The sequence below is a fragment of the Paenibacillus sp. 4624 genome (assembly GCF_050435065.1).
Taxonomy (GTDB): domain Bacteria; phylum Bacillota; class Bacilli; order Paenibacillales; family Paenibacillaceae; genus Paenibacillus; species Paenibacillus amylolyticus_D.
Genome location: NZ_JBNDJR010000010.1, coordinates 277,323 through 302,849, shown reverse-complemented (window position 1 = coordinate 302,849; position 25,527 = coordinate 277,323). Strand labels below are relative to the sequence as shown.

Here is a 25,527-nt window from a genome sequence, read left to right as displayed (position 1 = left end):
TTTGATCTCTTCCTTTATCTATTTTTGATCTTTCAATTCTTTCATCCCATCCATTCAAGGTTTTTAATCCATTGCAAGTCTGTTCCAATAACGTTCCCGTATTCACGACCCGACGCATGTCGGGTGGCCGGCGAATGCCGGGCCAAGGGCGTATGCCCGCAGCGTGAATATTATGTTATAAGATGTTGGCGCCTTCTTGAATTACTTACACGTACTATAAATTAAATTCATCTTTAATTAATCTTGCGACTTCATCTGCACTTAAATTTGTATTATTGATTCTCAAATAGTTCTCTCTAGTAATTTCTCCCTCTTTAGAATTGAGTCGATGTTCTTCCATCGTTTTGATTAAGTCCATTTCAGAATATTCAATATTTCTTTTTGTTGGTTTTTGATCAAGTCTAAACGCCGTTTTATTTCGTTTTAATCGTTCTTCTATATCTGACTCTAATTCAACAAAATAAATTTCTGCCCCTTTCGATTCAAACAAGTTACATGTTTGCTTGACGAATTCCCAGTCCTTCTGAAGATCAAACCCCCAAAGGTAAGTAAAAATAAGTCCATACTGGTTGCTGCTTGCGAACGATTCAAAAAGCTCTCTTCTTACGATACTTGATAACCTCCAAGTTTCACTACCAAAACCAAAAAAGGGATGAAATAGCTCTATCGACATGTGATTGTGAAACAATTTCAATTCCGTTATTTTCGTTAATTCATGACCAACCGTCATCTTTCCAACGGCCTGTGGGCCAAATATCAATATGAACTTCATAGGTATCACCCCGGTTCTTAATATCTTGCGCCAATGTCTTATAACATCTAATTTATGTACTTCGTGAATACCACACATCCAACGTAATATATGAACTACGTATATGATAACCTATAGGGTGATATATGCGAAGAAAAATTTGGTGAAAAAGGGAGAACTTTGAGATACTCAATCTCCCATATCCATACGATCCAGCGGGCTCTGAATACGCTGGATATTTTTCGTGCTAACATGCGTATATCGCTGTGTTGTTTGCGCACTCGTATGACCAAGAAGCTCCTGAATATAGCGCAGGTCTGTTCCGTTTTCCAGCAAATGTGTAGCGAAAGAGTGCCGCAAAGCATGAATACTGCATTTTTTTACAATACCGGCCTTTAGTCTAGCCTCTTCAAAAACCTTTTGTACGCTGCGCTCCGTAAGATGTCGATCTGAAGATTGTCCTGGAAACAACCAACGATCGGGTTTATATTGAGCGATGTACTTCTGTACAATCTCCCATGCAAGATGGGAGAGAAGTGTTCTCCGATCCTTATAACCTTTTCCCTGCCTCACAATAATGGTCTGACACTCAATATCCAGATCACTATAGCGTAAACGAACGACTTCGCCGACACGAAGCCCCGCCGAATAGGTTAGATAAAGAATCGTCTTATGCTTGAGGTTAGTCACAGCTTTCAGCAATTGGGTGACTTCTGTTTCCGACATGACATTGGGTAGCTTGGTTTGTTGTTTAGGACGTATATATTGAAACTCGGCAGGATGAAGTAACACATGTTTACAATAAAATCGGATCGCACTAATCGTCTGATTTACACTGGAATGGAAGACTCCTCGCTCAAGCAAACTCAAACAATATGTTTGGACATGAGATGCACGGATTTCTGTATCCATCTGAGGAAGACTGATCACAAATCTTTCAATCTGATTACAATATGCTTTAATCGTTTTGCGACTGTATCCTCTTAACTTCAGAGCTTGCTGCAATTGATCTCTTTTCCATTGTGTTTGCTCTCCACTTAACTTCCAGTTCCTTAAAAGCTCACTCTCTACCCACAACTCCGGGGAAATCTCTACATGTAGCGCATCAAAGCGCTTTGTAAACTCCTGAAGAGATCCCTCTGAGTAGGGGATGATCCAGCGTTTTGCATCAGGCTCCCACCTTCTTCCTGTTACCTGACGAATGCGCTGAATATGCACCGTATTATATGGAATTTGCACATACAATGTATCAGCGGAACCTTTGATTAATATGATAGCAGCTTCTGTTTTGTTGTTCACACGACATTCTCCTTCAGCTCAATTGGGTATATGAGTTCTATTGAATTTGGAAAATAAAAAAAGGAAGACCATCTTCATCCCGTAAGGGAATCCAATGATCTTCCGATGCTTTCGGAACTATGGTCGCTGCATCTACATGGCAGCGGCTTCTTCTCCCAGTGGCAGCGTGTAATACTGCGCCTGCTGGTCTTCATGCTGCTGGTATACCACGACCAGCAGCGTTTGGCCTTTCGCGGCAAGCGGGCTGGCGCCAGCTAGCACACGCTCAAGCCGGAACGGAAGCACGTCCAATACGGCGTGCTTCTGCAGTTCCTTTTCGCCGAGTCTCAGATCGGCGAAAGCACGGGCCCCCATGACCGTCTGTGCGGTCATGGCCGAGGTCATTGGCAACGCACGCGAAGCGTTGCCGTGACCCATGTCCGCCGCTCCATCCGCGGCGGACGGAGCCGCGTCGCGCGCTGCAAGCGACGCAGCATCCCCGGCATGGCTGCCGATCACACCCGCCGCATCCGCGGCAGTGTCCTCTCCGGCAGCCGCCGAAGTTCCCGCAGCGGCCGCTCCACTCGCGCCGCTGCTTTCCAGCCATGCCGAGCCAGAGGCACCGGCAACACGAGGCAAGCGAACGTCCTCTGGGCGTTCAGCCAACGTTTTCATATATCCCGCCCATTGATCTTTCTGGAGCACATCGTCCCACCAGATTTTACGCGGCTTATACTTATGTCCCAGGAAATAATCCAGCTTCATCAAACCAAGCACGATATCCATATGCGGCGTGTTCCGTGACTCTAAGAAGCTATGCAGACGAGTAAACAAATCCTCTAGCTGATGCCCAATCTTCTGCCAGCCCTGACCCTCCCAGTAATCGCCAAAGGCCTGGAAGAAATCAAACGGTGAATCAAACTCCTGCTCCATCAAATACTTCAGCGTATGATCCATCCGGTGTGCGTTCCAGTATTTCTCCAAAACATCTTCGAGTCGCTTCAGACGCACGATGTCGCTAAACGGCAACACGTCACTGCCCAAAATCTCATACGGCGCGTGATCCATGTACGTGTAATTGTACTTTTCCGCATCCAGACGAAGTCCGGTACCGCGAAGCATTTTGAGGAATCCGAGCTGTAACTCTTCCGGCCCCAAAGCAAACACATCGTTAAACGTCTTGCGGAACGTATTATAATCTTCCTCTGGTAAGCCTGCGATCAAGTCCAAATGCTGGTCGATCTTGCCGCTGGCTTTCACCTTGTTTACCGTACGGCTCAGCTTGGCAAAGTTCTGACGGCGTTTCACCAGTTCATTCGTCGGATCATTCGTGGACTGTACCCCGATTTCGAAGCGGAACGTACCCGGCGGCGCATTCTCTGCCAAATAGTCGAGTACCTCGGGACGCATAATGTCAGCCGTAATTTCGAACTGAAACACCGTTCCCTGATGATTCTCGATCAGAAACTTAAACATCTCCATCGCATAATCCCGCTTGATATTAAACGTGCGATCCACAAACTTGATCAGCTTCGCGCCCTTCTCGATCAGGTACAGAATATCCGACTTCGTCCGCTCGATATCGTAATACCGCACGCCGACCTCAATACTGGAAAGACAGAACTGACAACTAAACGGACAGCCCCGGCTGGTTTCGAAATAAACCACGCGTTTCCCCAGATCAGGGATATCCTCTTCAAAGCGATGCGGCGAGGGCAAATCATTCAAGTCCGCTTTCGGGCGTCCTGGCATGAGAATGACTTCTTCCCCTTTGCGATACGCCAGTCCATAGACAAAATGAAACTTTTTGCTGCCTTCAAGCTCCGTCAAAAGCTGATGCAGCGTCTCTTCCCCTTCACCCATGACAATAAAATCGACATTGGGAATCCGGTTCATCCAATATTCGGTGTCGTAGGATACCTCCGGCCCGCCCAGCAAAATTTTCACGTCAGGCATAACCTTTTTCAGATTATCAATTACCTTAATCGTCTCTTCAATGTTCCAGATGTAACACGAAAAACCAATCACATCCGCCCCGCGCTGGTACAGATCCGACACAATATTCATGACCGGGTCTTTGATCGTATACTCCGCGAGCTCAATATCAAAATCCTTCTCACTGTACGCCTTCAAACACCGCAGCGCCAGCGAGGTATGGATGTACTTTGCATTCAAAGTCGATAAAATTACCTTCATGGTTCACAACCTTTGCCTGGACACCCAGACCATATATTTTTTGGGAAAAGTAAAGCTCCACAGCCATCCTGCCCCGGATGCTGTTCAGACAAACCTCTAATGCAAGTCCGAGCCTTATCTCTCGCCACACTTGCACAAAGCCACACCGACGCGCAAGTACACGCGCATCACGCACCAGCACACTCCCGGGATTTATCAACAAGATCTATTAACAAGATTTATTAACCAGTCCGTAGACTAACCGTCAGCGTCTCATAAACAAATCTCCAATTTGTCTTTCAAAGAGTGGACATCTCTTTTAAAAACACATACACTCTCCGCTCGACTAAAAACACAATATATAGAATCAATTCTTTGAAAATCACTATATAATGTACCAACACTCGTTAGCAACTTTTAACGTCCATGTCCACCCTTTGAAAGACAATCTCGCCCGTTTTGTCTACTGTACAGAGACATATTTAATGAGATATATCCTGATTTCGATTGCGTTTCCGGTTCTTTTCTGATCCTGGATTTGGTTTGATTCTGGTTCTTATTGTGCTCCTTGTGTTGCTTTTTGTCTTGTTCGGCATCTTGTTCTACTTCTTTATCTACTTATGATCTAGTTCTGTTCTTGATCTAGTTCTGTTCTTGTTTCTGGTTCTAGTTCCAGCTCTACTCCTTGTGCTCTGCTTCCGCTAATTGTGCTTCCGGTTCTAATTCTCATTATTTCTGCATCCGATCTAGTTCCATTCTGTTTCTATTCACGTTTCTGCCTCTGATCTATATAAGTTGAACTAAAGAATGTACAGACTCCACTCCGATATGCTCATCCATCCAGACACGTTAGCAAATATCACACATCGCCCATGAATAGTGCAAGGCCACCCTCTACTGTGGGCGCTAACGATCAGGAGAAGCCTTATTTCGGCATATTCGGGCTTTGGAAAATTCTAACGATCCCCAGAGACGTTATTCTGCTGAAATCAGCTTGATCAGGCTCATTTTTCAGGATTTTGAATCGAATAAGCTTCCTGGAGATCGTTAGATTTCAAATATCCCCGATTCAGGGCAAATAAGCTCTATGGAGATCGTTAGCATTTCATCTTCGAATTGAGCAGCCTGCCAAGGCTGGTATTCTTGCCCAATTACAGGGCACTTCGACGATCGTGGATCGTTAATAGGCATAATATCGTTTTCTTTAGTTTAATTTATATAGTTTCTGTTTCTTCCCACTATCTCTTTCTGTGTCTATTTTCTATCTCCTAAACTTTAGTATAATCTCTAATCTCTAATTTATAGGTTTTAGGTTTTAGTCTTAAAGTTAGTCTTGAGGCACATGTCACTGATCAGATATCACTCATATTCATAAAATGCGTCATCGTCCGTGTCCACATCTTCACCCGATTGCTTCTGGAAGAATTCCAGGAATGGCAGTCCATACTTGCGGTACTTGACCTCACCGACCCCTTTAATGGTCAGCATGTCACGTTCTGTCTTCGGACATACCACACTCATCTCACGCAAGGTGGCATCATTGAAAATGATGTAGGATGGCACATGTTCTTTGGCAGCCAGATCACGGCGAATCAGGCGCAGCTGTTCAAACACGGTTTCGTTAACAGCCGAAGGCATTGCATCCCGTCCGCGGCGTCCGCCGTAGTTCGTACCGGAAGCTGTAGCTGCTGTTTTGCGTACAACACGCTGCATGACTTCGCGTTGACCTTTCAGCACTTCCACGGCCAGCGGCTGTAAACGAACCACTGGATATTGCCCCTCGGACAACATCAGGTAACCTTCGGATACCATCACGTTGATAATCTCCGCAATTTCGCGCTCTGTGCGATTGCCCATGACCCCATATGTCGGCAAAGAATCAAAGCCGTAGTCCAGCACCTTTTTGGCACGGGAACCTTTAAGCACCGAAGCGACCAGCGATACCCCGTAGCGTTCACGCATGCGATGAATACAGCTGAATATTTTTTGCGCATCAATGGTCATATCCACCAGCTCACGGTCGTCTGTACAGGAGCTGCAAATGCCGCATGGCTTGTCCTCATGCACCTCACCAAAGTAATCCAGCTGCGCACTGCGCAGGCAACGTGTGGTATAACAGTAATCCACCATCTGCTGCAGCTTGCGGTAATCGTTCGCTTTGCGGTCGCCCTCCATCGGGTTCTGCTCGATCAGGAACTTTTGGGTGATGATGTCCTGTGCTCCAAAGAGTAAAATGCATTGGCTCGGCTCACCGTCACGTCCTGCACGTCCGGCTTCCTGAACGTATGCTTCCATATTTTTCGGCATGCTGTAGTGAAGCACGTAACGCACGTTGGACTTGTCGATCCCCATTCCGAACGCGTTGGTCGCAACCATCACGCGAATATCATCATACAAAAACTGCTCCTGGCTCTGCGCCCGTTCATCATCTGTCATGCCCGCATGATAGCGTCCTGCCGGCAAACCAGCCTGCAGCAAACGCTGATGCAGATCGTCCACGTCCTTACGGGTCGCGGCGTATACAATACCCGGCTCGCTGGCATGCTCGCGCGCGTAGTTCAAGACAAAATCCTTTTTGCTCTCGCCGCGCAGCACGCTAAACGCGAGATTATCCCGCCCAAGTCCGGTCACATACGTCTGCGGGTCCTGCAAACGCAGCAGCCGCAAAATATCGCCCATGACCTCGGGCGTCGCTGTCGCCGTAAAGGCCGCAACGACCGGCCGCTCCGGCAAACTGTCCACAAACGGCGCTACCGCAAGGTAGCTTGTCCGAAAATCATGCCCCCACTGTGACACACAGTGGGCCTCATCCACTGCCACGCACGAGATTGGCAGTTGCCCCATCTCATCGCGGAACCAGTCCAGCTCCAGTCGCTCCGGCGCGACATAGAGCAACTTCAGCTCACCGCGCTGCGCCGCGCGGATGCGCTCATTCACTTCTCTGCCGCTTAACGTACTATTAATATAAGCGGCGGCAATGCCAGCGGTCGTCAGCGCATCGACCTGGTCTTTCATCAATGAAATTAACGGGGAGACCACCAGCGTCAGTCCCGGATATAACAGAGCGGGAATCTGGTAACAGATCGACTTCCCGCCTCCGGTTGGCATAATCCCCAGCGTATCCTCGTATTCGAGCAAGCTGGAAACGATCTTTTTTTGACCCTCACGAAAATCGGGGTAACCATAATATTTTTGCAGAAGACCCTGCGCTTCTTCTAAAGTAGGTGCTTGCACACTCATGTAAAGACTCCTTACTTGTCACCGGTGTTCCTGCACCAGCTTGGTTCTATCCGATTCTGACATCCAAACACGGCAACAGCGCCGCATCCCTGACAACAAAATGGCGTTCTCATGACTTGTCCGTCAAGCAAAACGCCGCTCCCTTTAGTTTAACGGGCCAGCCCCGAATGAGCAACCGCGTTTTAATGTAAAAACGGTTAACCCTTTTCAAACGCATGTCAAATAACCGCTCTTTATAACAAATGATTTGGATTAATTTAACTCATTTGTAATCTATACAATACTCACTATGATATGATCAGGAATGAAAATATCAATGAATGAAGGTTTACGAATCAAGTTTCAATCGGTGTTATACGATCAATTCACTTCTTTCTTTCTTTTTCCACACTTTCTAAACACTTCTTGTTAAAAACTTCCGAATTTCTAGTTCGAAGTTCTAAACTAAGGGAGGACTACTGTTTCCATGGAACATTCCGATCAATCCAAAATCAAACCAAAATGGATTACTACCTCTTCACTCAAATCTTGGGTTCGCCGACATCCTGTATCTTTGATATTTATCCTTATGATTGGGCTACCTGTCGTGGCTTTGACGCTTTTCTTTACGCTTCGTCCCTACCTGTCCACATTTGATCGTTCGGGTGAGGGCGATCTGAGCTTTTCCATGTCTTCCCCCAATGGGGAATACACGGCCGAACTATACGGTGTTCCCTATGGCGGCGCAGCAGGCGGGGTGACGATCTGGGTAGACGTACGGAAAACAGCGGATCCAAACGCTTCGAATGCCAAAAGCATCTATCGCGCAGAGTTTCATGGCGGAAATCACCTTGAATGGGAAAGTGACAATACCCTTCGCATCGAAAACTGGAGCGAGTATAGTAACGAGACGGTTACCTTGAATATAGATGAAGAAATTTATGATGGATGGGGCTGGGCTTGCAGCAGCTTGCGTACAAAGGACCGGTATGTAAGATGCTTGGCACCTGCATCGTGAATAACGATAATGATGGCAGTTTTATATTCTTCCCCTCACAATTGACTCGTGAGTAGCATGGTTGTTAAGTACAGTAGTTGAGGCGGAAAATTATACAAAACTGGTATTCCATTTTAAAAAAGTGATATTTCTGTTTAGATCGAAAGAACCCCGTTAACCGCTTCTGTCGGTTTAACGAGGTTCTTATTGTTGCAGGTATTCGTAAGAAGACCACAGCTGTACTATAAAAGTTGATTTTTAATGACTCAGATGTTCAGGAGGTGCTCATAAGTTGCTCTGGAAGTGCTTTAGGAGTACCTTGGGAGTCTCAAAATAATGAGTCAAGAAACTTCCCACTTCTGGCGAGTTCCAGTTTTGGAGTTTTGGCCTATTTCGTCCCTCTAACTGCTTTTTATCCTACTTAAACTCACTTAAGCTCACTTAAATTCACTTAAATTCACTTAACAAGGAATTTAATGTCATAACCTTACTTCTCTCTTTTTTCACCTTCTGTTTCAATCTTAATTACTACATGTGCTATCCTTCTCTCTCTTTCCTCTGTTTGCGAATCACGGCTTCGAGCTTCTCCCGGTTACCGACCAAACCTGGATCATCCGGCAGATACTTGCGAGCTTTCGTGTTATGCAACAACGCCTGCTCCCAGTTGCCCAGATGAGCATAACAGAGTGAGAGCCTGGCATGCGGCAGCCACGTTCGGCAAGCAGCCGGTACAGGGCGCAGACCCGGATCACGGCTGCTTACATCCACCGCCTGCATATACCAATAGATGGCGGTGACGATCTCTTGCCGCTCATGGAAGCAGGCGGCAATGGCGCAGCAGAAATCGGCATGCGGCAGATCGTACTGGAACGACTGCAGCAATGCTCCCAGCTTACGGCCCGGCTCGCCAAGCCGCTCATAACATTCCGCCAGCCTTGCGCAGGCAATGAGCCGATCTTCGCGGTAACCGCTTGGCTGCTCCAGCAGCTTGGCGTAACCGCGTGCCGCCGCCGCGTAGCGCTGGCGGTCATAACATTCGCCTGCATAGTAGAACAGCAGGCGTCCCTGGGCTATGCCCTCTTCGGCGATCCATTTGCGCAGAATGCGCACGTTTCGCGCCGAATGATTTCCCGCCTCGCGGCGATGGGTGACGGCAATATCTGCCGTAATGACCTCGCCTTGCGGGAAGCGCAGCTGCTCGTGCAGCCGGCCATGCCAGCGGCAACCGGCATCCCGCTTGACCAGGCGAAGCCGGCGGTCCGCCACCAGCGGACTTCCCTCCGGCCCCTCTGCCAGCGTATAGCCCATAATCACACCCGCCGTCTTACCTCCGGACGGCAGCTGCTCCTTCAACATCGCAAGCTTCGCCCGTTCCCCGGGCAACAGCACATCATCCGCATCGAGCCACAGGATATACTCCTGTGTAGCTCGGGCGAATGACTCATTCCGTGCTGCGGCAAAGTCTTCATTCCACGTATACGTATAGACCCGGTCGGTATACTTTGCAGCGATGTCCATCGTTCGATCCGATGACCCCGTATCCAGAATGATAATCTCATCCATAAGGTCAGCCACCGAATCAAGACACCTTGCCAGTGTGCGTTCTTCGTTCTTCACAATCATACACAAACTGATGGTGATCACGTTTTGAGCCCCTTCCTGACGTACGCGTACTGGTTCAAGCAATCAAACCGCAGATTCGTTGCTTGCTTACACACCTATTCGCTAATGATGCTTGTCACATAACACATAATATCCAGCGCCCAGCCCTAAGTACCTAGACTGCGCACCTACCTCTATTGCTATCATCCGTCCATTTATTACTGCTCTGACTGATTTCCTACTTTCCACAGTAAAGATGTCGTGTCTTCTAAAACTTCTAACGATCACAGATGACGCTATTTAGCACATTTCAGCGCATTTGGAAATCTAACGATCACAGATGACCCTATTTTCGCATTTCGGGCCAAAATATAAGAGAAATCGATGATTTTAAGGAAATTAACGTCGCTGGTGATCGTTAGAATTCTGTGAGCCGCAAAACGACCTAAATAAGGCTTCTGGTGATCGTTAGAAAAACTTTGCCTCATGGTGTTCGTCTGTCTAGTCAGTGTTTGTGTAATTGTTGTTCGTGAGCTGGTACCTCACTATTGCTGCGATTGCAGTCTTATTACTGGTATCAATTGGTCCACATGCTAGTGGTACAGTTGCTGATGTCAGGTTTAAGTTAATGGTGTTGGTGTTGGTGTTGGTGTTACGACGCCGCTTCTCCGCTTACCCTTCCTCATTCTCCTGACGACGTAAACGTTTCAGCTGGTCCACGGCACTATCCAGCGATTTTTTGCGCTGTTTCATGGAGCGTAGATGTTGCTGCTCCACCTTTTCAAAATGGGTATGATCCAGCTTCATCCAGTCGAGCACCTGGTTCAGAGGTGGTTTTACGTCGAGCTGTATTTTCTGGCGTTTGCGTGCCACACAACATAGATATTTATGATGAACTTCCAGTTTCAATACTTCAAAATAAGGGATTAAACACATTGCCAGGTTACTCGCATAGAACGTCTGTTTATGATCGTAGAATGGATGGTAGCCATAGGGGACGGTCACGATGAGCGTGCCTTCCTCCCCGAGCAGACGATGAACCTGCAGCAGCAGTGTCTCGGGATGCGCAAAATGCTCCAGCACTTCCCCTAGCAGGACAGTGTCAAACGTGGTTCTCGCCTTCCACTGTGTGATGTCCAGCATGCGGAAATCGACATGGTTGCGGACGGGCTTGGATTCTTTGGCCAGCTCCTCTTGCGCATAGCGAATACTTTCTTCCTCCAGGTCCACACCTGTCACACGAAACCCTTCGCGCCCCAGCAGAATAGACGTAATTCCCTGACTGCATCCCACATCCAGAATACGTTTGCCTGTGGTTTCCCGGCACATCCAGTGCACACGGGTCCTCGTCGCTTCATGAGAATCTTCGGAGTTGATCTGCCCGTAATACCGTTCATTCACCCGGTCATGATTCGCCATAGCCATCTCCCGTTTTTCCGCGCAGGTTTTCTACATCTTTATCCGTCCATCCAGCATCACGGTTCCCAAAAGGTTGATCTTTCTTGTTCTCTTTCTCTGCACCTTCACCCGAGGGAACGCTCTCGCGTTTCGTATGCGGAGTTCTTTCAATTTGCCCTTTTACATCTGCCCCTGCTGAATCTCCCTCTCTCGTGACCTGAACGCTATTACTATGGCCTTCCGATCCTGCTACTTCATGTTCTGTATCTTGGTAGTCCTCTTTCTCCATCACTTGTTCCTCATGCTCTACATGTTCTGTTTCTGCATGTTCAGCATCTTCCACAACTTCTGCATATTCCACATGTACCTCGTGGCCTTCATGCTTTACATGTTCTGATTGCGCAACCGCATATCCTTCAGCACCCTTCTCCTGCTCCAAGCTGTGTGCTGTTCCATAGTCATGTCGTTCAGGCTGACCGAGCACAACGATATTGTCTCCGCGGCATCCGGCGGTGGCGTTACGTGTATCAAAAATCAACGGTGCATGATCCGCCATCTCCTGGTAATCAAACGCAGAGTGGTCAGTCGTGATAATTACCAGATCGGCCCATGTCCACAATTCGGGCGAAGCCGGCCGGGACTGGAGCATGGAGCCATCATCTTGACGGAATACGGGCACCATCGGATCGGTGAAAACCACTTCGGCGCCCGCTGCGCTCAGTAGCCGAAAGACGTCGAGCGCAGGGGATTCGCGCAGGTCGTCAATATCTTTTTTGTACGCCATACCCGCCAGTACAACGCGGGCGCCGCGAATGGAATGGCCACGTTGCTCCAGCAGGGCTGCTGCACGCTGAACGACATGCTCTGGCATCTGCCTGTTGGTCGCATCTGCGAGCTCAATGAACCGCAGCTCCGATCCCTGACGATGGGCTGCCCAAGATAGATAGATCGGATCAATCGGAATGCAGTGCCCGCCTATACCCGGTCCAGGATAAAACGGCATATATCCAAACGGCTTCGTTGCTGCTGCTTGTAACACTTCCCAGATATCCACGCCCATCTGCTCACAGGCCGGGGTTAACTCATTAACCAGCGCAATGTTTACGCTGCGAAACGTATTTTCGAACAGTTTGGCTGTCTCGGCAACGGTTGTCGAGCTAACAGGCACGACTTCGTTCAGAAACGAGCCATAGAACTGTGTTCCATAACTCAGACAAGCCGGAGTAGAACCGCCAATGATTTTAGGCGTATTTTTCACACCATAATGTACACTTCCGGGATCCACTCGCTCAGGAGAATAACAGACATAGAATTGCTCACCTGCTGTCCAGCCGCGCGTTGACTCTATGGGCTGTTTCACATGCTCTTCTGTTGTTCCCGGATATGTGGTGCTCTCCAGAATGACCAAGCTGCCTTGCTGAAGATAGGGGGTCATCCCCCCCACAGCTGATGAAATATAGGATATATCCGGCTGATGCTCATCCGTTAACGGAGTCGGTACACAGATTACAATGACATCCGCACCTGCGACGGCCTCATAATCTGTGCCTGCCGTCAACAAATTCGCTTCCAGCAGCGTTTGAAGCACCCCATCTTCAATGCCAATAATATACGAACGGCCTGCACGGAGCTTTGCCACTTTGCCTGCATCGATATCAATGCCGTGCACCTGGTAACCGGACTGTGCCATCTCAACGGCCATCGGCAGACCCACGTAACCAAGACCGATGACAACAGCCTTCAGGGAGCGGTCATGAATGCATTGAAGCGTGGTCTGCTGCGGCTTCGGGCAGAGCTGCTTCAATCGCTGCTGTTTCCGGCCACGGTGCTCTGCTGGAGCCTGTGCCTGCTTCTCCTTTTCGTCTTGACCTTTTTCTTCGGGATACAGGCTGTTCTCACTCATCTCTTCCACCTCCAAACGTTCCGCCTCCCTTCCGTTAGTTGATATATCCTCCTGCACGCAAAAACGCAGCAATCGCCGGTTTATTCATCATTTCACTGTCAGAGCGATACTGGTCAAACTTCACACGCGGCAAATGATCATAATGATTCGTAAGCCCTTGATCGGCATGCTCCGGCAAAATGACATAATATTGCGCATCGTACTGGCGTGTGCGCGGTGCTTCGAATGGCGAGATCAGCACTTCGTGCAGCTTCTCCCCTGGACGGATGCCTGTCACTTTATAATCGCCTGACGGGCGGCCTGCCTGTTCCAGCATGACAGAAGCCAGTTCGGTCATATTGCATGCTTTCATTTTCATGACGAAGGTCTCTCCGCCCACCGCCGCTTCCGCTGCTTTGAGCAATAGATGAATAGCCTCGGTACGTGTCAGGAAAAAGCGAGTCATGCCTTCGTCTGTAATGGTCAGGCTTTTGCCTTCATCAATCTGTCTGCGGAACAAAGGTACAACACTGCCGCTTGTGCCCAGCACATTGCCGCCGCGGATACATACAAACCGGGTTTTCTCGCTCAGCCAGTTGGCTCGAATCATCATTTTTTCGCCCAGTGCTTTGGTCATGCCGTATACGTTAATCGGATCAACCGCCTTGTCGGTGGATACATCAATGACTTTCGGAATCCCCATACGGATGGCCGCCCGAATAATATTCTGAGTTCCAATCACATTTGTTTTAAATGCTTCATCCGGCTGATCCTCACAGACCGGGACATGTTTCAGCGCTGCCAGATGGAAGAGCACATCCACGCCTTTGCACGCCTCCTCCACTGCTCGGTAATCTCGAATATCTCCAATAATAAAACGCAGACGCGGATCATGATTGAACTCCCGCTGCATTGCGATCTGAGCATACTCGTTCCGGGAAAGCAGTCGGATCTCCGCCGGGCTCTGCGCGAGCAGTACCTCCGTTAGTTTCTGACCCCAGGAGCCAGTTCCTCCGGTGACCAGAATTGTTTGTCCTTGAATCATGGATGAATCCCTCCTGTTCAGATCATAAATTCACGTAAAACCTGCTCCATCTCTTCGCGGCTTAAGCGGTCTTTAGGCGGTACTTTTTTGACGGACGTATTGCTGGAATGCACGATATTGACATAGTTCCGCGGTGCAAGCAGTTCATGTGGCAAATCGATCACATTCCCATGCGTGCCTCGGCCCGGAAGTTTCACACGATATCCCGCGGCATACTCCGCTGTCTTGTAGAGATAGACATAAAATTGCGGTGAACGGTGAAATGCCGGAGCCATCTCGTTGTTCACACTGTCCCACAGATAGCCGTTTTGATTAATCAACGCCATCGTTTCTGGCTGAGGCTGCACGTCATAGAGCTGTTGCACAAATGTTTTGTGATACAGATCATCTGAATCCAGACGGGCAATATAGATGTTTTCTACGTCTTTGGCAAACTCCAAAATCGCACGTACACTTTCGATATGGGTTCCAAAGCGAATATTCGAAGGCAGCGGCTCCTGGCTCGCCAAAATCTCCTGCATCAGCTCCCCGGATTCCTTCGAGAGCTTCACCACTGTCAAGAAATCTTGATTGGTCTGAGCCTTGAGACAATGCAATGTAAATGTGCGAAAAATGGTCATACGGCGCTCCAGCCATTCGCGGGTCAGCCGCTGCGGATCTAACCCGTAGTTATTGAAGTTAATCTCAATCACAACTTTCCTGGACATACCCTTCCTCCTCATGAACGCTGTAAGCCTATATGGCGAGTACAGACGTTTTCATAGTTTTTCAAAATGAAATCTCGTATCTACGAAACTCGTTCCTCGCGCTGATCGCTTACACTTCAATTCTCTTAATTGCCAGCACAGTATAACGTATGAACTCCTGAACATTCCGGCACCGACATATGTACTGATTTTCCTATAAATAGATTGATATACACCCCAAGTTCTCTCTTGAAGGTCGAACGCACAGATCACGGTTTCTCTCGCAACATAGAATAGAGGAGCTTGATTTTCAAAGGAGGCAGGCATTCGGAATGAATTCCATTTATCTTGAAATGCAGGAAGTGCTGGATCAGCTCGAAGCGGCTTTACGCGAGAAACGTCCGTTCTCTCTGGTGCGTGTGGGGGATGGTGAAAATATCGTAATGTCGCAAGAATCCGTATGGCCTATGGAGCAAGTACTGCAAGAACGCTGGGCGGTCAAAGCCAATCTCGGACAAAAGGGGCTGCGCCTTCCCAACCTGAAGATGCGGGACGAAGTCGCTGCTTCGTTGAAGCGGGCCACCATTGTAGGGGTCCTTCCACGTGGAGACAGCACCATCAAAGCTCCGGATTATCTCAAACGGCCGCTGACCGATATGATTTTTGCTCACTACGGCATCGCGCCAAAGTTGACCTGTCATGCTTGTGTGAATCGTGAACTTGTGCAGGTACCGCGTTTCTGGCAGATGCTTGCTGGCAAACGTGTGCTGCTCGTTACGCGTGAACTGGATGAGTTACAGGCCGCACTCGTTAAGGAGCCTTACCATCTCGACATCGTAAGTACACTGGCATTTGACAACTATGATCAGATGGATGAGACCTTGCAATGGATTCAAACGCATCGGGATGATTTTGATGTTGCTCTGTTCTCTTGCGGGGTTAACGCCGTCATTCTTGCAGAACGAACAGCAGCACTGGCAGGTAAAGTCGCCATCGACTTTGGCAAAGCCAACAACATGATTTTAAAAGGGCGTGCCAACTAAGCTTCATCTACTGTTTTCAGTTTTTCTTCATACCCGCAATCGCCAGCTCTGCTTGTATCTCTACTTCTCCCTTTCCTTTTAAATCAACGTCCTTCAACCCTCTTTTTTATAAATCAATGCTCTTACAATCCTGCTTCATCTCAAACTCAAAATCCCCGCATACCGAGGCGGGGATTTTGAGTTATATCTTGATGGGAATTATCTTGATTGCCATGTAGCTGAAACAGGTATACAAACGTTACTATAAGTGTGAATGACATGACATCACATGGACCGCAAGCGACTAAACTTTCTATATTCTTCTTCTAAAATCTCTCTAACATCTCTCTAAAGTCTATCCCGTCTTCTTTTAGTTGGTCGCAGCAATGCCGTAGAACATCTCCGGTCCGGTTCGCACAGCTGTGGACACACCTGAGATGAACGACGTATATACACTTTCCAGCGCTGGTGGTGCAGCCAAATCCTGAGCTGTAAACGAATGGAACTCGGCTCCGCCATTTTGCCCGACTGTTCCTTCTGCTCGATAGATGATGAAGAACGGATCGTATACAAAACCGCGCACAATCTCTACAACAAATGTATCGCCCAGTTCTCCCGTAACACCCACCGTGCCGTTGAAGGTAATGATCGGATTAATGACCCCCTGGGTTTGAAGACCGATTACGCCGAAGGCTTCAGGGGATTCGGACAAAGGCAATCCTGGTGCTCCAACAGATCCCGAGTTCTCCGAGGTTCTCATATCAAGAAACACGCCCATGAAGTAACACCTCCAATGCTATGGGATAACATATTCTATGAAACTGACAACTCTTCGGATTGGATGGTTTGCAGATTCGATGAACCTATTTTTAATTCCGCGCGGTTAATGGTATATTGAACAGCATAACGAAATGAACGGATCGTATGCACACAAAGGGTACAAGCTGTTCAGAAGGAGATTGTCATTCATGAATAAACGAAAACGCGCAAGCGGCGGTACATCTGCCAAAGGAAAATCATACGGAGGCTCTTCCAAGCCGCGTTCCGGCCGCTCCAACACTTCATCATCCAAACCGAATTCCCCTCGCTCGGGAGAGGATACGAAGAAGGTTTCAGCCTCCCATTCATCCGTGGCCCCTGCAAAAAGCGGTGACAAAGGAAGCAAGCCGGCCAAATCGGCTGCCGCATCCAAGCGTCCAGGAAATGCATACTATCGCAAGTCCGAACCGCCACGCCAGTACAAGGTAACCGAACCCGATGAACTGCTTCATTTCCTGTTGAAACACGTGAAGTCAGGACGCAATGCGGTGAAGTCTATTTTGGGACGTGGACAAGTATCGATAGATGAGAAAGTTGTGACGAAGTTTAACGAACCTCTGCTGCCCGGACAGATCGTATCGATCAGCAAAGAAGGCGCTGTAGCCGCTCCTTCTCTGACGGGGATTAACATTTTGCATGAAGACGACGACATCATTGTCATTCGGAAGGAAGCCGGACTCCTATCCATCGCGGCTGACAAAAGTGACGATCTGACCGCTTATCGCCAGCTGATGTCACATGTGCGTCGTACCAACGAACTGAACCGGATTTTCATCGTGCATCGTCTGGATCGGGACACCTCGGGTGTGATGATGTTTGCCAAAAGTGAAGAGGTTCAGCAGCAACTGCAAAATAACTGGAAAGAAAACGTACAAGACCGTGTTTATGTCGCACTGGTTGAAGGCGCGGTAGCTCAAGAAGAAGGTACGATCTCCTCTTGGCTCAAGGAAACCAAAACACTCAAGATGTACTCCAGCTCGCGTCCAAACGACGGGCAACATGCGGTTACCCATTATAAACGGCTGAAGTCGAACCGTGAGTTCTCACTGCTGGAAGTACGTCTGGAAACAGGTCGCAAAAATCAGATTCGTGTGCATATGGAAGACCTGGGACATCCAATTGCCGGGGATCGTAAATACGGCGCACGCACAAGAGATCTCGGACGTCTGGGACTCCATGCACGAGTGTTGTCATTTATTCATCCAACGACAGGCAAACTGATGACATTTGAAACAGATATTCCGAAGCCATTCCTGTACCCGTTCCGCGGAGAAGCTACACCTGCACAATAACGTGCTCATACGAAGACGGACAACCGACTGGGATTGCTGTACCTCGCGGGTACATTGACCGTCTGAAAGGAGGTTATCACGTTTGCAAAACCTATTCATTACCGGTTACCGCGCACATGAACTGCAGATTTTTGGTCAAAAGCATGAGGGCATCCCTTACATTAAAAAAGCAATCTCCTCCCGCCTTACACCTCTTGTGGAAGATGGGTTGGAATGGGTGCTTACTCCAGGTCAATACGGTGTCGATCTTTGGGCCTGCGAGGTTGTTCTTGAATTAAAACAGTTATATCCGCATCTGAAGCTGTCGATCATTACTGCTTTTCAGAACCCGGAGGAACAATGGAAAGAAGACAAGCAGGAGTATTACCGCTCCATTCTGGCTGGGGTAGACTATTATGGTGCAATTAGCAAACAGCCATACATCGGGCCGTGGCAGTTCACTGCACGGGACGATCTGCTGCTGCGCAAAAGCGACGGCCTCCTGCTCGTGTATGACGAAGATGCAGGCGAAGGCAGCCCACGTTTTGTAAAGGAAAAGGCAATGAAGAAACAACAAAACGAGCATTATCCCATCATTACGGTAACTTCCGAGGATATTCAATCTGTCGCGGAGGAAGAACGCATGAATGATTTTGCTTATGATGGGTACATCCCCTTCTAACTACAGATACTGTACAGCAAATTGCTGTACAGTATTTTTTTATCTGACTGGACTCCGTTCTATTGGACTGGGCCCGGACTGGCCCTATTATCGGACTGCATTCCGGGATCGGTGAGATGTTATAAATCACTCTTAAATGGAGTTCATCGGTGAACTATAGGAAATTGCCCTCTCGCCACAAATGGGAATCTCATGTTTTTTTTCGGGCAAGGTTGGGTATAAGTAGTATTAAAACTGCGATTTTTATGTCGTATGGGACAAAGGGGAACTGCAACCATGACTTTAACGCCAGAGCAGCGCATCCAGCTGCACGGGTTCAATAACCTGACCAAGTCACTCAGTTTCAATATGTACGATATCTGTTACACCAAGACCAAAGAAGAACGTGAAGCTTACATTGAATATATCGATGAACAATATAACGCAGACCGACTGACACATATTTTGAAAAATGTATCGGACATCATCGGCGCGCACGTCCTGAATGTCGCACAGCAGGATTATGTGCCGCAAGGCGCGAGTGTGACCATGCTGGTATCGGAAGGCCCGATCGTTGAGATTCCCGAGGAATCCTTCGATGAATCGCCCGGTCCCCTGCCCGATAATGTAGTCATGCAGCTGGACAAAAGCCACATTACCGTGCATACTTATCCCGAATTCCACCCCAGCGAAGGCATCAGCACCTTCCGTGCCGATATCGATGTGTCGACCTGTGGTGAGATTTCACCGCTGAAGGCGTTGAATTACCTGATTCATTCTTTTGATACGGACATTATGATTATGGATTATCGCGTGCGCGGTTTTACGAGGGATACGAGTGGACGCAAGCTGTTTATCGACCATGAGATCAGTTCGATCCAGAACTATATTCCGGACGAGATCAAAAGCGGCTTTGATATGATTGACGTGAACGTCTATCAGGAAAACATTTTCCACACCAAATGTAAGCTGAAAGAATTCGATCTGGATAATTATCTGTTCGGGTACACCAAGGACAAGCTGAGCAAAGCCGAGCAACAGGAGATTACCGAGTGGCTGAAGCTGGAGATGGACGAGATTTATTATGGCAAAAATATAGACCGTTCTTCCTAATTGGACAGAGCAATCTGAAATGATGTGATAATCAAAAAAGACAAGTGATTCTGACCCTGCTCCTGACTTCCTTTACGAAAGCAGATGTTGCTGGTCATACACTTGTCTTTTTTGTTGTTTATCGTAACGATCATCACTTGCCTACAGCTTGTTGTTCGTTTGATCCGCTTGACAGTGTGTGGGCGAATTTCTTAAAATAGAGAGAACTGCACTCGGATGCGGTGAAGGAGGACTAGGGTATGATTGAAACGAATACGACCAAGCGTAATGAATCCCTTTTGCAAGCCTTAAACGCACGACATGCAGCCATCACGAACAACATTGCTAACGCCGATACGCCCAACTTCAAAAAGACAACCGTTGAGTTTCAAGACGAGCTTAGACGTATCATCGAGAACGGTAAAACCGGACAACTCCGGATGCAGCGGACACATGAGAAACATTTTCCCGTCAGCAATCCGAATGCCTCCATCGTACAGTACCGAGTGATGCAGAACAATGAAACAGCCATGAACAATAACAACAACAATGTAGATATCGACCGGGAGATGGCTCTGCTTTCCGAGAATCAACTCTTGTATAACTACATGGCTGATCGAGTTAGCGGACATTACAAAAAAATGAAAAATTTATTGAATGATTTAAAATAAAAAGCTATACCAGCAGCCCTTGTGGCTGCTTTTTTGTGTAGAAACACCGATGATGAAAGCCAGAATGATAGGTAGTTGGCTTGAATGTCTCTTTAATCCACACTGGAAGTTCGGTATTTATTAGGGCTGTAGTATAATGGGTTAAGCGAAGAAAGTTAGATTATATAAAAAGAGGTGCAACATGACTCATCAATACAATGCGTTTCAAGGCTCCAAGGTCAGACTCACGGCACCGTGTCCTGAAGACCGCGTGCAAATTGCACATTTTACACAAAACTACGAATATATGCGTAACATGGATACGGATATTGTGACGCCACAAACATCCGATGAAACCGGTTCTTCTTCCGTTCGGAACGGTCAAGATTTTGAATTTGCCCTGCGCACGTTGGAAGACAATCGCTTTCTCGGATTTGTTGCCATCTATCGATTGGAATGGAATAACCGCTCTGCACAACTGGCTATCGGCATTGGTGAAGAACGAGATCGTGGCAAAGGTTACGGCAGTGACGCTCTTGCGTTGATTTTGCGATATGCATTCCATGAGTTAAACCTGAATCGGATTGCTCTTGACGTGATTGAATACAACGAAGCCGCGAGACGGGCATATTTGAAGGCCGGATTCCGCGAGGAAGGCAGGCATCGTGCTGCAGTGCTGCGAGACGGTACACAATACGATCTGATCTCGATGAGCATTCTTGCAGCGGATTGGTCCGCCCAGACAGGATATCCCGTTTCGTTTCAGCCAGGGGCTAGTTCGGGTAGTGAAAGTGTTTTCCCTTCGACAGGCTCTACTACTGTTGGTCGCATGGCGGTCGAGGTCACTCCCCGAATCGGCGTAGGTGCAGTGATTCTTAATGAACGAAATGAAGTGCTTCTTGTTTGGCGTAATCGTGCACCCGAACAGCATACCTGGAGTATCCCCGGTGGGAAAGTCGATGTGTATGAAACACTGGAAACGGCTGTTATTCGGGAGGTTAAAGAAGAAGTCAATCTGGGTATTGTGATCGACGGTCTTCTCTGTACCGCAGAAACGATTCGTCCTGAATCGCAGGAGCATTGGATTTCCGTGCTATACTCCACCAAGGTAGTTAGCGGAGTAGCACGCAACCTGGAAGAAGGTGGAGCCATTGGAGAGATTGGCTGGTTCCCGCTCCATGCGCTGCCTTCCCCACTCGCCAGCTTTGCCATCCCGGCATTGGAAGCAGCGAAGCAGCAATATACAGAGAAACATGACACCGACAGCTCACAATGAATACCTTTACGGGAAATACATTAGCGCAACGTACCGTCCCTTTCATACTGCATGAGTCCAGATCCCAGTTTAACTGGAAAGGTCAAGGTGCCCTTTCTCTGAAAACGTTCCGTTACGGAACATCATTATATGAAGCGGGTCATGGACATTTTGCAGTCGATCAGGACAGATATCTGCTCTTGAACGAAGGACAGGAATATCAGCTACATATTGATTCACCGGTTCCTGTCGAATCTTTTTGCATATTCTTCCCTTCGGGTCTGGTGGAAGAGATCGGTCGGAATATTTCAGGAAGTAACCGTTATCTGTTGGATGAGCCTTTTGCCACATCCTTCTCTGGTACACTGGACTGGATGGAACGAACGTATCCCATGACCGATCAACTAGGAGTTGCCCTTGAGCGACTGCGCTTCTCCTATGCCTCTCACGCCGTAGATGTATGGGGACTAGAGGAACAACTCTATCAACTGGGCGTGCATATGCTTGTTTTGCACCGTGATATTCGTTCGGAAATCGATAGCCTAGATATGGTGAAATCTTCAACTCGAAACGAGATATATCGAAGAATCTATATCGCACATGAGTACATGACAGCCTACTATAATAAACCTATCACGCTTGCAGAGACCGCCTCAGCCGCGCATCTGTCCGTGAATCATTTTCTCCGCAGTTATAAAAAGGTGTTTGGCATTTCGCCACATCAATTTTTGACGGAACGCAGGCTTCAGGCCGCCTGTCAGTTGTTATCCAATACGGATCTCCCTGTTACAGAAATCTGTTACAACGTCGGTTTTGAGAGCCTTGGCTCATTCAGCTCCCTTTTCTCCAGGCGATTTAAACACTCCCCTGCACAGCATCGGATAAAAAGGTGATTTTCGAGAAGCCCTGTCCGTGTGAACCATCTATCATGAGGTTAGCTCCGAACAAGCTTACGCCACATTCCCCGTGTGTATAGATACGAAAGAGAGGTTTTCACAGATGAAAGACACAGATCAGAATACAAATCAGCTAGAACCATTGGAACAGCTATTTGAAGCTGCACAGCAGAATGATGTGGAAAAAGTAAAGTCCCTTCTTGCCGTACAACCAGAACTGGCCAACACGGAAAACAAGGATGGATTGACACCGCTGGGATATGCCTCACATTTTGGACACACGGAGAGTGTACATACCCTGATTGAACACGGTGCGGATGTGAATGCGATCTCTCATTCCCTTATCTCCTTCATTCCCTGCAACACAGCCCTACACGCCGCACTCGCTGGAGAGCGTTCAATGGAAGTGATCAAGCTATTGCTGGAACATGGCGCATCCACGAGCATCATTGACAGTGACGGACAGCAAGCCCTTCACACAGCTGCCTTTCATACCGATCAGACAGCCATTATAGACTTGCTGCTTGAATATGGAGCCGATGTCAAAGCACCTAACACATCCGGCGAAATCGCACTAGATATTGCGAAGCTACGTGGTCATAACTCTGTCGCTGCTCGTCTGGAGCAAGCGATGGCAATGCTATCCTAAGAGGGATAGATATAAGCTGCTATAGCGATGTGAATCAGCACTATACTTTGGACTCATGCTACACTTGAGAATTGGTATTGTACCTATAAGGCTATACGAGGTCATCCTTGTAACCGTCAGAATCTTCCTGGAGCGCAATGCTCGTGGGAGGGCTGACGGTTTTTGCTGTATAATGCAATGAAACTTTCTGAAGAGGAACATGCACAAAATTTTTTCAAAAAACAAGAACCGTTTGGCAACTTTCTCTGTCTAATACGAAACAACATCAGCAAAGGAGGAGCCTTGTGACCCCTACCGAACTTACGCGAGCTGCACAAAAGGGGGATGCTGCAGCGTTTGCAGCCTTAATGGAGACGCATCAGAGCCGCCTGTACCGGATCGCCTATGCGTATCTGCATAATGAGGGCGATGCACTGGAAGCGATACAGGAAGCAACCTACCGCGCATACCGCAAACTCAAAAAACTGAAAGAACCTACCTACTTCAGTACATGGCTAATCCGCATCCTTCTGAACTACTGTGCAGATGAACGCAAACGCAAAATCCGGTTCAGTCCCGTGACCGAGATCCGTGAATCCGGCCGCTGGGATCGTCCCGAAGATCCAGATCTTGCCGTTGCGGTAGCTGTACTTGAACCGGAATACAAACAAATTATTATTCTAAGTTATTTCGAAGGTTTCTCGTTAACTGAAGTCGCTGACATTCTCGAAATTCCGGCAGGCACGGTCAAATCACGACTGCACCGCGCGCTTGGAAAGCTCCGGGATCAACTTGAACCGAAAGGAGAGATCTTATCATGAACGACGAACATAATTCATTCGAAGCTATGGAGACCCGTCTTCAAGCACGCAAGGCCGAATACGATACCATGCCCGTACCGGATACAGCAACTTCACAGGCCATTCAAGCTGGAATTCGTCAAGCTTCCCGCAAACGAAAAACAAGATTACGCTGGCTGACCAGCTCGATCTCCGCAGCTGCCCTGATTTTATTGTTCACTGGCTGTATTCGGGTATCCCCTGCCTTTGCGTCCTTTGTCGAGCAACTGCCTGGAATGGAAGGCGTCGTTAGTCTGATCCGGCAAGACAAAGGATTGGTGATGGCGATTGATCAGTCCCTGTTGCAGAAAGTCGGGATCACCGACGAGCATGACGGGGGTTCCGTAACCGTGGAAGGCATTATTACAGACGACTCACGCATGGTTATTTTTTATAAGATGAAAGGCATGAAAAATACAGAGAAATTCGACTATGACATCGATTTACTTGATGGAGACGGTAAAGATCTTCCTGTTGGTTTTGGTTATTCTACAACCCACTCTGATTCAGATGCTCAAGTATATGAAAACTTTATTGACGTCATCTTTACCGATGAAGCCACCCCTCCGGATGTATTAACGGTGGTGTTCAAATCGAGAGATAAAGCCAATCCAGGGGTATGGAAAGTAACGATGCCAGTCGATAAAAATCTAACCAAGGGCATGAAAAAGGTCATCCCTGTAAACGAAACCTTGGTCGTCGATGGACAACGTATCCAGGTAAAACAGGCGATCATGTATCCAACCCGGTTGGTACTTGACGTGCAGATGGACCCAAACAACACCAAAAAGATCTTTGGTCTCAGCGATCTGCAACTCGTGGATGAACAAGGACGCGCCTGGAGAACCGATACCTCCATCGGGGAAGATACACGTTCCATCTATTTTGAAAGCATGTATTTCTCCAAACCTGAAAAGCTGACCTTACAAGGCTCCGGATTCTCAGGTCTGGATAAAAAGGAGCTTGATTTCAGCCTCGACCTGAAAACACGTGAGATCACGGGCGGCCCTTCCGGGCTCCAAATGCTTGACAGCAAAGTGGAAGGCAAAGATCTCATTGTTGATTTCTCTGTTCCTGACAACATGGAAGATAGTTTCATGCTTGGTTTCAGCAAAGTGAAAGACCGTTCAGGTAAAACCTATCAAACCCCTGGTTCAAGCTGGAGTCCGGGATATGGAAGAGATCAGGATCACACCACGGTATCCATCACCATCGAAAATGGTGCAAAGTTACAGGGTGAACTTCAGATGAAAATTGCTACCTATCCGTCAAAAATAAAGTCACCTTTCTCACTCGAAATCTCTGTAAACCCTTGATGCATAATCAACAAAAGGCTGTCTTTCGCCAAACTTTCCTATATA

At 47.9% G+C, this 25,527-nt stretch carries 22 protein-coding genes and 1 pseudogene; 12 read left to right on the top strand and 11 right to left on the bottom strand.

Annotation, left to right across the window (positions count from 1 at the left end; genetic code table 11):
* Positions 1-214: 214 nt before the first annotated feature.
* From ABIE27_RS22635 to recQ, 5 genes are all read right to left on the bottom strand, one after another.
* Positions 215-772, bottom strand: coding sequence for a shikimate kinase (locus ABIE27_RS22635; protein WP_154886303.1), 558 nt, complete (start codon positions 770-772; stop codon positions 215-217).
* 168 nt (positions 773-940) lie between these two features.
* The gene (locus tag ABIE27_RS22630; protein WP_429351524.1) at positions 941-2,050 is read right to left on the bottom strand and encodes a tyrosine-type recombinase/integrase; all 1,110 of its coding nucleotides are present in this window, start codon (positions 2,048-2,050) and stop codon (positions 941-943) included.
* A 132-nt stretch (positions 2,051-2,182) separates the two neighbouring features.
* Positions 2,183-4,225, bottom strand: coding sequence for a B12-binding domain-containing radical SAM protein (locus ABIE27_RS22625; protein ID WP_429351523.1), 2,043 nt, complete (start codon positions 4,223-4,225; stop codon positions 2,183-2,185).
* Positions 4,146-4,400 (bottom strand): hypothetical protein, encoded by a 255-nt coding sequence (locus ABIE27_RS22620; RefSeq protein ID WP_429351522.1) that lies wholly within the window; start codon positions 4,398-4,400, stop codon positions 4,146-4,148. Before ABIE27_RS22620 ends, ABIE27_RS22625 begins: the two co-directional genes overlap by 80 nt.
* A 1,163-nt stretch (positions 4,401-5,563) precedes the next feature.
* On the bottom strand, positions 5,564-7,444 hold the full coding sequence (gene recQ / locus ABIE27_RS22615; protein ID WP_123063380.1) for a DNA helicase RecQ: 1,881 nt from the start codon (positions 7,442-7,444) through the stop codon (positions 5,564-5,566).
* Between the two features lie 466 nt (positions 7,445-7,910).
* On the opposite strand from recQ, the gene ABIE27_RS22610 reads away from it, so the two are divergent.
* Positions 7,911-8,441, top strand: coding sequence for a DUF5412 family protein (locus ABIE27_RS22610; protein WP_429351521.1), 531 nt, complete (start codon positions 7,911-7,913; stop codon positions 8,439-8,441).
* 516 nt (positions 8,442-8,957) lie between these two features.
* Here the strand turns inward: ABIE27_RS22610 and ABIE27_RS22605 are convergent.
* The 5 genes from ABIE27_RS22605 to ABIE27_RS22585 form a co-directional block, all read right to left on the bottom strand.
* On the bottom strand, positions 8,958-10,106 hold the full coding sequence (locus ABIE27_RS22605; RefSeq protein ID WP_429351520.1) for a glycosyltransferase: 1,149 nt from the start codon (positions 10,104-10,106) through the stop codon (positions 8,958-8,960).
* Positions 10,107-10,694: 588 nt separating this feature from the next.
* Entirely contained in the window at positions 10,695-11,447 is a 753-nt protein-coding gene (locus ABIE27_RS22600; RefSeq protein ID WP_429351519.1) for a class I SAM-dependent methyltransferase, read from the bottom strand.
* Complete coding sequence (locus ABIE27_RS22595) at positions 11,428-13,323, bottom strand: nucleotide sugar dehydrogenase (RefSeq protein ID WP_429351518.1); 1,896 nt, start codon at positions 13,321-13,323, stop codon at positions 11,428-11,430. Before ABIE27_RS22595 ends, ABIE27_RS22600 begins: the two co-directional genes overlap by 20 nt.
* A gap of 34 nt (positions 13,324-13,357) precedes the next feature.
* Positions 13,358-14,347, bottom strand: a complete 990-nt coding sequence (locus ABIE27_RS22590) for a polysaccharide biosynthesis protein (RefSeq protein ID WP_123063377.1) — start codon at positions 14,345-14,347, stop codon at positions 13,358-13,360.
* A gap of 17 nt (positions 14,348-14,364) precedes the next feature.
* Positions 14,365-15,054, bottom strand: coding sequence for a glycosyltransferase (locus ABIE27_RS22585; RefSeq protein ID WP_429351517.1), 690 nt, complete (start codon positions 15,052-15,054; stop codon positions 14,365-14,367).
* Between the two features lie 311 nt (positions 15,055-15,365).
* On the opposite strand from ABIE27_RS22585, the gene ABIE27_RS22580 reads away from it, so the two are divergent.
* Positions 15,366-16,076 carry a GT-D fold domain-containing glycosyltransferase gene (locus ABIE27_RS22580; protein ID WP_429351516.1) on the top strand — a complete coding sequence of 237 codons (711 nt, stop codon included), beginning with the start codon at positions 15,366-15,368 and terminating at the stop codon, positions 16,074-16,076.
* Between the two features lie 349 nt (positions 16,077-16,425).
* Here ABIE27_RS22580 and ABIE27_RS22575 read toward each other — a convergent pair whose 3' ends face one another.
* Positions 16,426-16,833 (bottom strand): hypothetical protein, encoded by a 408-nt coding sequence (locus tag ABIE27_RS22575; protein WP_429351515.1) that lies wholly within the window; start codon positions 16,831-16,833, stop codon positions 16,426-16,428.
* A 190-nt stretch (positions 16,834-17,023) separates the two neighbouring features.
* On the opposite strand from ABIE27_RS22575, the gene ABIE27_RS22570 reads away from it, so the two are divergent.
* From ABIE27_RS22570 to ABIE27_RS22525, 10 genes and pseudogenes are all read left to right on the top strand, one after another.
* Positions 17,024-18,166 (top strand): RluA family pseudouridine synthase, encoded by a 1,143-nt coding sequence (locus ABIE27_RS22570; protein ID WP_429351514.1) that lies wholly within the window; start codon positions 17,024-17,026, stop codon positions 18,164-18,166.
* 82 nt (positions 18,167-18,248) lie between these two features.
* Positions 18,249-18,827: a DUF1273 domain-containing protein gene (locus ABIE27_RS22565; RefSeq protein ID WP_429351513.1), complete on the top strand. Its 579-nt coding sequence runs from the start codon at positions 18,249-18,251 to the stop codon at positions 18,825-18,827.
* 276 nt (positions 18,828-19,103) lie between these two features.
* A complete protein-coding gene (gene speD / locus ABIE27_RS22560; protein WP_090917942.1) occupies positions 19,104-19,919 on the top strand; it encodes an adenosylmethionine decarboxylase in 816 nt (271 codons plus the stop codon).
* Between the two features lie 239 nt (positions 19,920-20,158).
* Positions 20,159-20,569, top strand: coding sequence for a flagellar basal body rod protein FlgB (gene flgB, locus ABIE27_RS22555; protein ID WP_123063372.1), 411 nt, complete (start codon positions 20,159-20,161; stop codon positions 20,567-20,569).
* Positions 20,570-20,750: 181 nt separating this feature from the next.
* A pseudogene (locus ABIE27_RS22550) lies at positions 20,751-21,236 on the top strand (GNAT family N-acetyltransferase); the annotation flags it as partial.
* Positions 21,237-21,377: 141 nt separating this feature from the next.
* Complete coding sequence (locus tag ABIE27_RS22545) at positions 21,378-21,824, top strand: NUDIX domain-containing protein (RefSeq protein WP_429351530.1); 447 nt, start codon at positions 21,378-21,380, stop codon at positions 21,822-21,824.
* Positions 21,821-22,696: a helix-turn-helix transcriptional regulator gene (locus ABIE27_RS22540; RefSeq protein ID WP_429351512.1), complete on the top strand. Its 876-nt coding sequence runs from the start codon at positions 21,821-21,823 to the stop codon at positions 22,694-22,696. The genes ABIE27_RS22545 and ABIE27_RS22540 overlap by 4 nt, the downstream gene beginning before the upstream one ends.
* A gap of 106 nt (positions 22,697-22,802) precedes the next feature.
* Positions 22,803-23,348: an ankyrin repeat domain-containing protein gene (locus tag ABIE27_RS22535; protein WP_429351511.1), complete on the top strand. Its 546-nt coding sequence runs from the start codon at positions 22,803-22,805 to the stop codon at positions 23,346-23,348.
* Between the two features lie 284 nt (positions 23,349-23,632).
* Positions 23,633-24,148 (top strand): sigma-70 family RNA polymerase sigma factor, encoded by a 516-nt coding sequence (locus ABIE27_RS22530; protein WP_429351510.1) that lies wholly within the window; start codon positions 23,633-23,635, stop codon positions 24,146-24,148.
* Positions 24,145-25,482 carry a DUF4179 domain-containing protein gene (locus ABIE27_RS22525; RefSeq protein WP_429351509.1) on the top strand — a complete coding sequence of 446 codons (1,338 nt, stop codon included), beginning with the start codon at positions 24,145-24,147 and terminating at the stop codon, positions 25,480-25,482. Before ABIE27_RS22530 ends, ABIE27_RS22525 begins: the two co-directional genes overlap by 4 nt.
* The last annotated feature ends 45 nt before the right edge of the window (positions 25,483-25,527 follow it).

Bases quoted from the DNA above. Each gene is read 5' to 3' on its own strand.
- ABIE27_RS22570 (WP_429351514.1), top strand. From the start codon at position 17,024: ATGAATAAACGAAAACGCGCAAGCGGCGGTACATCTGCCAAAGGAAAA.
- ABIE27_RS22580 (WP_429351516.1), top strand. From the start codon at position 15,366: ATGAATTCCATTTATCTTGAAATGCAGGAAGTGCTGGATCAGCTCGAA.
- flgB (WP_123063372.1), top strand. From the start codon at position 20,159: ATGATTGAAACGAATACGACCAAGCGTAATGAATCCCTTTTGCAAGCC.
- recQ (WP_123063380.1), bottom strand. From the start codon at position 7,444: ATGAGTGTGCAAGCACCTACTTTAGAAGAAGCGCAGGGTCTTCTGCAA.
- ABIE27_RS22525 (WP_429351509.1), top strand. From the start codon at position 24,145: ATGAACGACGAACATAATTCATTCGAAGCTATGGAGACCCGTCTTCAA.
- ABIE27_RS22590 (WP_123063377.1), bottom strand. From the start codon at position 14,347: ATGATTCAAGGACAAACAATTCTGGTCACCGGAGGAACTGGCTCCTGG.
- ABIE27_RS22610 (WP_429351521.1), top strand. From the start codon at position 7,911: ATGGAACATTCCGATCAATCCAAAATCAAACCAAAATGGATTACTACC.
- ABIE27_RS22545 (WP_429351530.1), top strand. From the start codon at position 21,378: ATGGCGGTCGAGGTCACTCCCCGAATCGGCGTAGGTGCAGTGATTCTT.
- ABIE27_RS22635 (WP_154886303.1), bottom strand. From the start codon at position 772: ATGAAGTTCATATTGATATTTGGCCCACAGGCCGTTGGAAAGATGACG.
- speD (WP_090917942.1), top strand. From the start codon at position 19,104: ATGACTTTAACGCCAGAGCAGCGCATCCAGCTGCACGGGTTCAATAAC.
- ABIE27_RS22625 (WP_429351523.1), bottom strand. From the start codon at position 4,225: ATGAAGGTAATTTTATCGACTTTGAATGCAAAGTACATCCATACCTCG.
- ABIE27_RS22535 (WP_429351511.1), top strand. From the start codon at position 22,803: ATGAAAGACACAGATCAGAATACAAATCAGCTAGAACCATTGGAACAG.
- ABIE27_RS22585 (WP_429351517.1), bottom strand. From the start codon at position 15,054: ATGTCCAGGAAAGTTGTGATTGAGATTAACTTCAATAACTACGGGTTA.
- ABIE27_RS22595 (WP_429351518.1), bottom strand. From the start codon at position 13,323: ATGAGTGAGAACAGCCTGTATCCCGAAGAAAAAGGTCAAGACGAAAAG.
- ABIE27_RS22600 (WP_429351519.1), bottom strand. From the start codon at position 11,447: ATGGCTATGGCGAATCATGACCGGGTGAATGAACGGTATTACGGGCAG.
- ABIE27_RS22575 (WP_429351515.1), bottom strand. From the start codon at position 16,833: ATGGGCGTGTTTCTTGATATGAGAACCTCGGAGAACTCGGGATCTGTT.
- ABIE27_RS22540 (WP_429351512.1), top strand. From the start codon at position 21,821: ATGAATACCTTTACGGGAAATACATTAGCGCAACGTACCGTCCCTTTC.